At 47.8% G+C, this 11562-nt stretch carries 12 protein-coding genes and 1 other annotated feature; of the genes, 1 reads left to right on the plus strand and 11 read right to left on the minus strand.

Going from position 1 to position 11562, the window contains the following annotated elements; translation table 11 throughout:
- The first annotated feature begins 19 nt into the window (after positions 1 to 19).
- Positions 20 to 865 (plus strand): late competence protein ComER, encoded by an 846-nt coding sequence (comER, locus tag MKY85_RS21465; RefSeq protein ID WP_339236103.1) that lies wholly within the window; start codon positions 20 to 22, stop codon positions 863 to 865.
- Here the strand turns inward: comER and leuS are convergent.
- The 11 genes from leuS to MKY85_RS21520 form a co-directional block, all read right to left on the minus strand.
- On the minus strand, positions 846 to 3290 hold the full coding sequence (leuS, locus tag MKY85_RS21470; RefSeq protein ID WP_339236105.1) for a leucine--tRNA ligase: 2445 nt from the start codon (positions 3288 to 3290) through the stop codon (positions 846 to 848). The two genes, comER and leuS, sit on opposite strands and share 20 nt — an antisense overlap.
- Positions 3291 to 3367: 77 nt before the next feature.
- Positions 3368 to 3637 (minus strand) — a binding site (T-box leader).
- Between the two features lie 110 nt (positions 3638 to 3747).
- The gene (locus tag MKY85_RS21475; RefSeq protein WP_342570701.1) at positions 3748 to 4704 is read right to left on the minus strand and encodes an aminoglycoside phosphotransferase family protein; all 957 of its coding nucleotides are present in this window, start codon (positions 4702 to 4704) and stop codon (positions 3748 to 3750) included.
- A gap of 214 nt (positions 4705 to 4918) precedes the next feature.
- Positions 4919 to 5689: a class I SAM-dependent methyltransferase gene (locus tag MKY85_RS21480; RefSeq protein WP_342570702.1), complete on the minus strand. Its 771-nt coding sequence runs from the start codon at positions 5687 to 5689 to the stop codon at positions 4919 to 4921.
- A 131-nt stretch (positions 5690 to 5820) separates the two neighbouring features.
- Positions 5821 to 6726 carry a S1-like domain-containing RNA-binding protein gene (locus MKY85_RS21485; protein ID WP_342570703.1) on the minus strand — a complete coding sequence of 302 codons (906 nt, stop codon included), beginning with the start codon at positions 6724 to 6726 and terminating at the stop codon, positions 5821 to 5823.
- The gene (gene rsfS / locus MKY85_RS21490) at positions 6723 to 7070 is read right to left on the minus strand and encodes a ribosome silencing factor (RefSeq protein WP_253439462.1); all 348 of its coding nucleotides are present in this window, start codon (positions 7068 to 7070) and stop codon (positions 6723 to 6725) included. The genes MKY85_RS21485 and rsfS overlap by 4 nt, the downstream gene beginning before the upstream one ends.
- 73 nt (positions 7071 to 7143) lie before the next feature.
- On the minus strand, positions 7144 to 7710 hold the full coding sequence (yqeK, locus tag MKY85_RS21495; RefSeq protein ID WP_339236117.1) for a bis(5'-nucleosyl)-tetraphosphatase (symmetrical) YqeK: 567 nt from the start codon (positions 7708 to 7710) through the stop codon (positions 7144 to 7146).
- Positions 7694 to 8284, minus strand: a complete 591-nt coding sequence (locus MKY85_RS21500) for a nicotinate-nucleotide adenylyltransferase (RefSeq protein WP_339256515.1) — start codon at positions 8282 to 8284, stop codon at positions 7694 to 7696. Before MKY85_RS21500 ends, yqeK begins: the two co-directional genes overlap by 17 nt.
- Before the next feature lie 15 nt (positions 8285 to 8299).
- The gene (yhbY, locus tag MKY85_RS21505; protein WP_063567269.1) at positions 8300 to 8593 is read right to left on the minus strand and encodes a ribosome assembly RNA-binding protein YhbY; all 294 of its coding nucleotides are present in this window, start codon (positions 8591 to 8593) and stop codon (positions 8300 to 8302) included.
- Between the two features lie 313 nt (positions 8594 to 8906).
- Positions 8907 to 9776, minus strand: a complete 870-nt coding sequence (aroE, locus tag MKY85_RS21510) for a shikimate dehydrogenase (protein ID WP_342570704.1) — start codon at positions 9774 to 9776, stop codon at positions 8907 to 8909.
- Positions 9777 to 9820: 44 nt separating this feature from the next.
- Positions 9821 to 10948, minus strand: coding sequence for a ribosome biogenesis GTPase YqeH (gene yqeH, locus MKY85_RS21515; RefSeq protein WP_249912122.1), 1128 nt, complete (start codon positions 10946 to 10948; stop codon positions 9821 to 9823).
- A complete protein-coding gene (locus MKY85_RS21520; RefSeq protein WP_036615148.1) occupies positions 10945 to 11472 on the minus strand; it encodes a YqeG family HAD IIIA-type phosphatase in 528 nt (175 codons plus the stop codon). Before MKY85_RS21520 ends, yqeH begins: the two co-directional genes overlap by 4 nt.
- Between the last annotated feature and the right edge of the window lie 90 nt (positions 11473 to 11562).

Genomic DNA, 11562 nt, shown 5'->3' on the forward strand with positions numbered 1-11562 from the left:
ATGAAAGGAGGCCTGAACAATGAAGGTTGGATTTATCGGAACCGGCAGCATGGGCAGCCTGCTGATCTATGCCCTAATTCAATCCGGTGCACTTGAGCCCCGGCAGATCGCGGCCAGCAATCGAACCCCATCCAAAGTACGACAGTTATCCCTCCGTTACCCCGGTCTGCATGAATCCCAGAGCAATCGGGAAACGGTGATCCGAAGTAATATCATCTTCCTGTGCGTGAAGCCGCTTGAATTCAAACATGTCATTGACGACATCCTGCCTGTCGTGAATCCCAATCATATCATTGTCTCGATCACCAGTCCCGTGCAGCTGCGCCATCTGGAATCTTCACTTCCTTGCAAAGTCTCCAAGGTTATTCCCAGCGTCACACACCAGGTTGGCAGCGGCGCGTCCCTGTGTATACACGGCGAACGAATGACTAATGAAGACCGCGCTGTGTTGGAAAGTCTGCTTAGTCATATAGGCAGGCCGTACCAAGTGGACGAAGCCTGTACACGAATCACATCCGACTTCTCCAGTTGCGGACCTGCATTCATATCGTTCTTTTTGGAACAATGGATCGAAAGTGCCGTGAAGCTGACAGGCATCAAAAGAGCAGATGCCTGCGCTCTGGCTGGCGAAATGCTTCTGGGAACAGGCAAGCTGCTTACCGAAGGAGGATACACGCCGCAAGAGCTTCAAGCTCGTGTCGCTGTACCTGGCGGTATTACCGCTCAGGCACTTGCACTGCTGAAGGTTAGTCTCGACGGTGTTTTCGACAGCCTGATCCGCACGACACATGACAAATATGATGAAGATTTGTTAAAGCTGGATGAACTATTCCGAGCCGGTGAGATTAACCGGCAACAATATTAACGAGTTTGCCTGGAACGGCAATGACCTTGCGAATGGTCTTGCCTTCCAGCGCCTGCTTAACAGGTGCCAGCTCCATCGTGAAGTCCTGCATCCCCTGCGCATCCAGATCCTTCGCGATCGTCGCACGAGTTACGATTTTACCGTTTACCTGAACGACGATTTCTACTTCCGCATCCACTGTCATGGACTCGTCATATTCCGGCCAAGCCACGTAAGAGATTCCACCTTCATGACCCAAACGACTCCACAGTTCTTCTGCCATATGCGGTGCCAGTGGTGACAGCAGTTGCACAAAGTTCTCCATCGCTTCACGAGGCAGTGTATCGGCTTTGTATGCATCGTTGATGAAGATCATCAGCTGGCTGATAGATGTGTTAAAGCGCAGATGTTCCAGATCTTCCGTCACTTTTTTGATCGTTTTGTGAGCAGTCCGCTTGAACTCATCCGTTCCACCGTCCACCGTAATCTTGTCATTGATGGCTCCTGTATCTTCGTTAATGAAGAGACGCCATACACGTGACAGGAAGCGGTGCATGCCTTCAACCCCGTTTGCATTCCACGGTTTTGTCGCTTCCAATGGTCCCATGAACATTTCGTACAGACGCAATGTATCCGCACCGAATTCATTCACAATTTCATCCGGGTTAATGACATTACCACGAGATTTACTCATTTTCTCATTGTTCGTGCCTAGGATCATACCTTGGTTCACCAGTTTGTGGAACGGCTCTTTGGTATCCACAACACCCAGATCATACAGCACTTTATGCCAGAAACGAGCATACAGCAAGTGAAGCACCGCGTGCTCCGCTCCGCCAATGTACAGATCAACAGGCAGCCACTGCTGCTGTTTCTCCTTGGAGATCAGTTCCTTGTCATTGTGCGGATCGATAAAGCGCAGGTAATACCAGCAGCTACCCGCCCATTGTGGCATGGTGTTGGTCTCACGACGCGCCTTCATTCCCGTTTCAGGATCTACCGTATTCACCCACTCCGTAACATTCGCCAGTGGTGATTCTCCAGTACCCGAAGGTTTGATCTGATCGATATCAGGCAGCAGCAGTGGAAGTTGATCCTCCGGTACGGTCTTCATCGTTCCGTCTTCCAGATGCAGAATCGGAATTGGCTCACCCCAGTAGCGCTGACGGCTGAACAGCCAATCACGCAGACGATAGGTTACTTTCCCTTGTCCTTTACCGTTCTCTTCCAACCAGGCAATCATCTTGGCAACTGCTTCTTCATTGTTCAGTCCGTTCAGGAAATCGGAATTCACATGTGCGCCATCACCGGAATATGCCTCTTGTGTAACGTCTCCACCTTGAATAACCTCAATGATATCCAGACCGAACTGCTTCGCAAATTCCCAGTCACGCGCATCATGCCCTGGAACAGCCATAACCGCACCTGTACCATAACCTGCAAGAACGTAATCAGCAATCCAGATCGGCAATTTTGCACCATTAACGGGATTGATTGCATATGCACCAGTGAATACACCTGTTTTGTCCTTGGCCAAATCCGTACGTTCCAGATCACTCTTACGAGAAGCCTGCTCCTGATAAGCCTGAATCGCTTCACGTTGGTCATCCGTTGTAATCGCTTCTACCAATTCATGTTCCGGAGCAAGTACTGCAAAGCTCGCACCGAACAATGTGTCCGCACGGGTAGTGAATACCTTAATAACTTCCTCGCGACCTTCAATGGCAAAAACAACTTCTGCACCTGTCGATTTACCGATCCAGTTACGCTGCATATCCTTGATGCTTTCAGACCAATCCAGCTCTTCCAGGTCTTCCAACAGACGCTCTGCATACTCGGTAATTTTCAGTACCCATTGACGCATCGGTTTACGTACAACCGGATGTCCACCGCGTTCACTCTTGCCATCAATAACCTCTTCATTAGCCAGTACCGTTCCAAGTGCTTCGCACCAGTTTACTGCGACTTCGTCCACATAAGCGAGGCCCTTATTGTACAACTGGATAAAGATCCATTGTGTCCATTTATAATACTCAGGGTCCGTTGTGCTGATCTCACGATCCCAGTCATACGAGAAACCGAGTGATTTGATCTGGCGACGGAAGTTGTCAATATTGCGGAATGTAATATGCCGTGGATGTTCACCTGTATCCAATGCATGCTGCTCAGCAGGCAGACCGAAAGCATCCCAACCCATCGGATGTAATACATTGTAACCGCGCATACGTTTGTAACGGGAAACGATATCCGTTGCCGTATATCCTTCAGGGTGACCTACGTGCAGACCTGAACCGGATGGATAAGGGAACATATCCAGTGCATAAAATTTCGGTTTAGCAGGGTCCTCACCCGTTTTAAACGTTTTATTGGCATCCCAGTATTGCTGCCAACTTTTTTCCATGACTTGTGGCTGATAGCCGTGCTTCGGCTGGTTATTCTCACTCATCTATTGTTCCTCCTTCAGGTTACTCGCTTAGCTTTAATTGCAACAAAAAAACCTCAGCATCCCGTAGCGTTTGCAGCGCTAGGGACGAGAGGTTGAATTCCCGTGGTACCACCCTAGTTAGCGGACGAACGTGCTTCGTCATCCACTCCCTTTGGACCTGTAACGGCGGTTAACCGATGCGGATTTCCATTCCTGAATTCCAGCTTATACTTAGCAGATTAGACAGGATGGTGTAATCACCGCATTTCTCCAAGGCGAGTTCGCAATTTACTGTCAACCGGCTTGCACCAACCGCCGGCTCTCTGTGATGTACAGAAATCACTACTAATCCTTATCATCGAAATATGTATACAATATCGGGACCATTATATAAAAAAGCAAGCCCAAAGTCAATATTACACCTTATAATTGCCTTCTTGAAGATCACAGTTTGTATCCTTCATAACGCTGGTGCTGTTCAGGATAACCGAAATCGCTCAATTCCTTCCTCCAGATTATGAATAGTCCAATTCACATGTTCCTGATTGTCATATTGCCGATAAGCGCACTCAATGCGCAGCACCAGATCAAAGTACAAGTCATACAGACTTCTTCTTTTTAGCTCACTTTCAGTCGTAATCGCAAGCCCATAACCTTTCACAAAACCGGGTGTATAGTTAAAATGACTGAAATAATGCTCCATCAGAGGGTCTGCCCACAGTGAACGTTCAAAATCAATAATTGCTGTGATGCGGCCTTTGTCTACTAGAATATTTCCATCCCATAGATCCCAGCTGACAAGAACAGGTTCTTTTACATCGTCCAACACATCCGATTTCTCTTCAATCAAACGTCTCAATTCAGAGTGATCCATCGAAAATGTAATCCCGGCTTCTTCCCCATCGGCAAGAACGTCTTCCATCAGGTTCATAAAGGCTTCTTTCCATGTGGAATAACGCTGTTTTTGCTCCGAGAAATATCCGAACTTCTCGCCCTTGATTTCATTTATTCGACGATTGTAACGCCCCAGTTGTTGTTCAACGGCTTCCTGCTCTTCCGCAGAATACTGATCCTTGACCTGATTATAGGGTGTTCCAGACATGTACTCCATGATAAAATACCGCGCTGAAGCCATGGTTAACGAATCATCATAAACCAGAACTTTGGGTACGGGAACATCCTTCAACTCGCCGATGAGACGCAGTGCCTCGACCTCAGCAATCATCAGATCCTGCTCACAGCGCATCAGATTGGTGGAAGCCGAAGGGGCAATTTTGAGTACCACTTGCTGTTGGTCACTCAATGTAATGAGATATGCATGATTGGCCCAGCCATCCACCATTTCCTTGTAGTCCTGTATTTTCGCAGAGAAATTCTGGTCTATTATGGCATTTATTTGTTCTGACGAGAGTCTTGTTTTATATGTACTTTCCACTTCCACACCTCACCTCGACTATTGGTTTCCATAGAAAACGCTTTCTATCCGACTATTATCGCCTCCTTTACTTTAGCTGGCAATACTTTTTGTCACGCTCTTGGGTCTTTCCAAGCATTTCTTCGCCCGATCACAGAAACATGTCAATCCATCTTTACGAGAAATAAAAAAACTGCCCCCATACAACATAAGGAACAGTTTTTATCTTTTATACTTACTTCACAGCAACGTAGAACAAGCGCTGTGCGCTGTCTCCTGCCTCTTTCCATTCAAAATCCGCATATACCTTCACATCTCTAAAACCTGCCTTGGATAACTCCAGCTTCATCCAGTCCGGGTTATATGCACGTTGGACATGAACTTCTTCAAACCGCTGATATATATCCTTGCTGCCGTCATCCACACGTGAAAAAATACTGAGATGATGCTCAATCTCACAGCGATCCTGGTCCAAATCACAAGTCCAAATATAAGATACGGAGCGCTCATCAAGCACAAAAGGCTGCTCCTCATCATAACGGATAAGCGTATTGGGATGATGCACATCAAACAAAAACGTTCCATCCGGCTTCAGCATCTCATATGTCCGCTGGAATGTTCGAACGACATCTTCTTGTTCAAGCAGATAATTGACGCAATCGCAGAATGATATCACCGAATCCACAGGTTCCGGAACTCGCCAGTCTCGCATATCTTGCTGCACCCAACGTACGCTGCCTTCCCGATACAAGCGATGACCCTGAGGCGTAGCCTCCATCTTGCTGCGCGCAACCGACAGCATATCTGCTGACAGGTCAATGCCTGTAACTTCGAAACCGGAGTTCACGAGCGGGATTGTAATAGAGCCCGTTCCACAGCCAAGTTCAGCGACACTTTTGGGCATTCCATGCTGTTCCCATGCTGTTCTTGCAAACCTTATCCAGTCCGGATAAGGCATATCTTCCATTAATTCATCGTAGACATAGGCAAATTTCCGGTAAGACATGTCAGGCACCGCACTTTCAATTTCATTTTTCAAACGTGGCTAACAAAAGAAAAAGCAGGGGTATCCGGTATTTACCCAGCCTATCCCTGCCTTCTCCGAGTTTCATATTACGAAATATTCAATCAAAAAAATTAATTGTTTTCACTCTGTTCCTTAGGAGCAGATTCGGACAGATACGTCCAGCTTTCCTTTTGGACCACCAATCCGTCCTTCATCAATTTTCCCAAGGCACGCTTGAACGCAGACTTACTGATCCCAAAGCGCTGCTTGATGATATCCGGCGGAGTTGCATCCGAGTAAGGCATGCCGCCCATAGGACGCTCTTTCATAAAGGCGAGAAGCTTGTCTGCATCTTCGTTACGTCCAACTTGTTTGAGCTGAGTCATGGCCAGATTCACACGTCCGTCTTCACGTACCAGTGTCACTCGACACTTCACTTTCTCACCAAGACGCAGCATATGACTACGTTCAGATGAATGAATCATGCCAATTGCGCCAAAGCCAAGTACACCGCCCTCTACAAGTACAAAAGTACCCATCTGCAGTGGCTTGTATACCGTCGCTTCAACCCACTCGTTTAACCATGAAGTTGGCGCATGGAAAGCCAATGGTGAAAGTTCACGTTCCCCGGCCAATTTGGCGCGCAGACGTCCTTGCTTATCATGTTCCATGATTACAAAGACTTCATCCCCCACTTGAGGACGCAGTTCTTCCAGTTCAGGCAATTCACGAATAGGAAGCAGCAATTGCCGTCCAAGTCCCATTTCCAGGAAACAACCCAGTCTTGGGTGAACATCAGCCACAACCAGTCGTGCCATTTCGCCAAGCATGAGATAAGGCTTCTTCATTGTTACAGCCAGACGATCTTCCGTATCAAAGAATACAAAGACCTCAAGTGTCTCACCAATCTTAATATCCCGTGTTAGCTCGGTGTAGTGAAGCAGTACATCTTCCGATCCTGTCGTCAAAAAGAAACCAAACGGAGACACTTCACGTGACACCGACAAAGAGACGACTGTTCCAGCAATCAAACTCATACCATTTCCACCACTTTGGCATCAGACCATAAACGTTCAATGTTGTAGTATTCACGCTCGTCGCGGTGGAAGATATGAACAACTACATCGCCCATGTCCATCAGTACCCAACGTGCGGAATCCATACCTTCGATACCTTTGATCGTCGCTCCAGCTGCATGAGCCTGTTTGCGAATCTCAGTGGCAATGGCCTGTACCTGTGTATCGGAATTCCCGTGACAAATAACAAAATAATCGGCCACCAGGGAAACATTAATCAGATCCAACGCTACAATATTGGATGCCTTTTTGTCGTCAGCGGCAGCAACCGCCATATTCATAAGTTCTTTCGATGATACTGTCATGAACCAACCTCCATAATCTATATTTGTGTGTTCAAAAAGATCCTTTATAATCAAAAGTGAACTTTTTGAACAACTATAATTGAGTAATCAAGTCATTGCGTGACAACACGGTTAACGGATAAATAACACGGCGCTGCGAAATCAGCAAGCTGATCGTCGAATCGAATCCGGCAATTAATCCTTCCTCCAGACTATGTTCAGCCTGTTCGCGAATGTGATCCACTCCAGGGAAATCTCGTCCCGGTTCAATATAATCGGCAAGACATACCACTTTGTCCAACAGGCTCATGCCTACCCGACCCGAGGTATGCCACCGGATGGCATTAATAACTTCGGAATCCTCTACACCGTAATCACGCTCGGCTACAAAAGCACCGACTTCGGAATGCCAGAGCTGTTTGTCATGCTGCAGAAGTTCCTGGTTTAATCCGTTATCACGGATGACCGCTTCCATCTCCGCTACGGGCCAATACTTCGCCACATCATGCAATATCGCTGCCAGATCCGCTTTCACAGGATCAGCACCGTATTTTTCAGCCAACATCACTGACGATTCCATTACACCCAGTGTATGCTTCCAGCGTTTCTCCGGCATTTGTCCGGATACAGCTTGAATCAGTTCATCACGGCTTAGTGCCATATAAACCGCTCCTTACAATGTATTGGTGCACTTCATCAGGAATCATGAAGCGTACCGAATGTCCTTTGGCAAGACGTCTGCGTACGGCTGTCGATGAAATATCCACCAAAGGCATCTCGGCCAGTAGGACCCGATCCTGTAACTCGTCTGGAAGATCATCCAGATGTAACTGGAAGCCTGGTCGACCAACCCCGATAAAGGTTAGGCGTTCTGCAAGTTCTTCAATCTGCTCCCATTTGGGAAGATAGTTCACCATATCCGCCCCGATAATGAAATAGAATTCATGTTCAGGATGGCGACGCCACAGTTCCTTCATCGTATCGATTGTATAAGACACTCCGCCAAGTTCCATCTCGATATCCAGCACCTCATATTGCTCAACACCCCTCACAGCGGCTTCCGTCATATCGAGACGTTGCTGTCCCGAAGCTCCGGCGCCACGTTTGTGAGGTGGAACATGGGAAGGCATGAACCAGATCTCATCCAGTGCATGCGAATCCCTTGCCGCTTCAGCTGCCAGGAGGTGTCCCATGTGGATCGGATCAAACGTACCACCCATGATACCGATCTTCACCCGCGTCACACTCCCTTATCTAGGTAGTTCGATTTGTTTGTTATCGCGCGATTCTTTGTACAGGATGATTGTGTTGCCGATGACTTGTACAAGCTCACTTCCCGTTTCACGGGCAACTTCTTCAGCCATCTCTTTTCTGTCCTCATCATTGTTGTTGAGCACTTGCACTTTCATCAATTCGCGCTTCTCAATCGCATCTTCGATGTGACGGAACAGGTGTTCATTCGTTCCACCTTTACCAATCTGAAATACAGGGGTCAGATGATGTGCCTGTGACCGCAAAAAGCGCTTTTGTTTACCGTTTAACATGAATACTCCATACTCCTTATGTTGAGCAGGCCCTGATCGACAGCACAAAAACTGTCCGGACCTGACCATTCAATTATTATTTTTCACTGGTGAAAATGATCACTGAGACACAAGGTGACTCCGATTGCAGTACCATCTTCCGATCGCTGTTATCCCCAGATTTTTCTGATCCCTTTTCACAAAGGGAAAATCCGGTTATAGCTTATGCTTCCGAAGCAGCTTTCTTGCAGAAAGCTTTTAAGCGACCACTGACCACTCCGTTTCTTCAGATTGGTTCTGCACTCGTCGTCTGCCTGTACTCTTAATATCATTTTCACACTTCAAAACTGTTTAACACCGCTCGTCTCATCGTCTCCACAGGAGCCGGAATGCCGAGCCAATGTTCAAAGGCCACTGCGCCCTGGTATACAAACATACCCAGACCACCGTGCACCGTACATCCACGCATCCGTGACTCCCGAAGAAGACGGGTCTCCAACGGATTGTAGATCAGATCACTTACCGCTGCTCCTTCACGAATCAATGAAGGGTCAACCGGTACGTCATCAACATGCGGATGCATTCCGGCAGACGTTGTGTTAATCACGATATCAGCCGTAGCCAGTACATTCGCAACTTCTTCCATGCCACTGCCCGAGATTTCTCTCAGACCATGGCCCCGTAAATCCGAAGCAAGTGCAATAGCCCTGTCCGCTGTACGGTTCAGAATGTGGATATGCTCAGGCTTTTCCAGTGCAAGGGCGTATATAACGCCCCGCGCTGCTCCACCTGCTCCCAGTACCGCAATACGTTTGCCCGCAAGCTCAGGTACAGCCTCTTCCTTCAGGGATCGGACATAGCCAATACCATCGGTATTATACCCTGTCAGTGTTCCACCCTCATTGACGATGGTATTCACCGCACCAATCAGGCGAGCACTTTCATCAATCACATCCAGATACTGCATGACCTGCTCTTTGTGCGGGATCGTGACATTGACACCACGATAGCCCAGTGCCACAATACCCCGAACTGCCGCTTCCAGTTGATCCGGAAGAACATGCAGTGGCATATATATTCCATTCACTCCTGCAGCCAGCAGAGCCGCATTATGCATTGCCGGAGACTTGGAGTGAGCAATAGGATCACCCATGACACCAAGCAACACGGGAAGTGAAGCGTTGAACTTTTTCTGCTCAGACATAGGTAAGCCTCCGATCCATCTGATGTACAGGTTCTGAGAATTTGTTAGATCAATGATGGACGGATCTGTACACGAATGCCTTTTGGAGCATGAACAGCAACCAGCGCTCCAATATCACCATTGACCTTAATCCAGCCCAGACCAGAGATGAATACATCCGATTGACTGCCGCGTTTGATGCGGAATTCATGTCGGGTCCATTCAGCCATCTCAGCTGCATTCTCACGGGTTGGCGGAGATAACAATTCTCCCAGGTGATCGCGGTACAGGTCGTCTGCACGCTCCAGCTTCGTCCGGTGAATATCAAGCGCAGTGCTGATAAAACACGTGAACGACTGGCGATCACCTTCCACAAAGTCAAATCGAGCCATGCCGCCGAAGAACAGCGTCTGACCGGAATTCAACTGATAGACAGCCGGTTTAAGCGGTTTTTCCGGCATGATGGCAGCGAGATCTTTACGTGAAACAATCTCGCTGAAACGCCATGGATATACGATTCCGGGCGTATCTATAATATATTTCCCATCATCCAGCGGAATGTTCACCATATCCAGCGTTGTTCCCGGATAACGGGATGTGGTCAGTTCCTGCTCCAGATCACTGTAATCACGGATCAGACGGTTAATCAATGTGGATTTACCCACATTGGTACCGCCAACCACGTACACGTCACGATCTTCGCGATACGTTCCCACAAGCTCAAGCAGTCGGTCGAAGCCCTGATTTTGCTTCGCACTGCACAAGACAACATCCACGGTGCGCAGACCTTGTTCTTTGGCTTGCTTCTGCACCCAGTTGCGAACCTTGTTCCAGTTGGTTACTTTTGGAAGCAAGTCCGTTTTGTTCACAGCAAGCAACACCGGATTGTTGCCTACAAAACGTTGCAGACCAGAGATAATACTGCCATCAAAGTCAAACAAATCAACGATATGGATGACAAGTGCATCCTTATCCCCGATTTTGCTAAGCAGCGCCAGGAATTCATCCTGATCCACTGTAACGGATGATGACTCATTGTAATTTTTGATGCGGAAACAGCGCTGGCATATAACCGGTTCACGATCCAGTGCTTTCTCGGGGATGAACCCTGGTAATTCCGAATTTTCTGTTTGCAGATGCACGCCGCATCCGCTGCACCTTACGGCAAGATTGCCGTTATGCGGTTCTGTCATTTCTTCTTTTCCTCCTCAAGCCATAAGCCTTTCCTGCGTAAACTCGTTAGAGCAATCCGTTCCACGCGCCGATTGAAGCGGGTCATAAATCCTTCGTCACCAATGGAGATTGGCAGTACCAGAACGGTGTATAACCCCATCCGGTTCCCTCCATAGACGTCCGTAAGCATCTGATCGCCTACAACAATCGTGTTTTCAGGAGATAACTCCATCATTTTCATTGCTCTACGAAACGGTACATTCGATGGTTTGCGTGCACTATGCACAAACTGGATATCCAGCGGGGTCGCAAACAGGGATACACGATTCAAATTGTTATTGGACACAATCATCAGCTTGAAACCGGCCTCTTTCACACGCGCAAACCATTCAATCAGTTCGGGTGTAGCGTCAGGGGCTTTGGCTCCAACGAGTGTGTTATCCAGATCAGTTATAATTCCACGGTAGCCTTGAGCGTACAGCTCTTCCAGATTAATGTCAAAAACCGTGTCTACACGCAGCTTGGGCATTAACATTTTAAACAAAGAAGTCACCTCAGTTTCATACGACACACTATATCACAAATCCGTCTTTCCTGAAAATGCATACAGCGCCTGATCGCATAGGAAAAAAGG

Source organism: Paenibacillus sp. FSL R5-0749 (genome assembly GCF_038595085.1).
Classification (GTDB): Bacteria; Bacillota; Bacilli; order Paenibacillales; family Paenibacillaceae; genus Paenibacillus.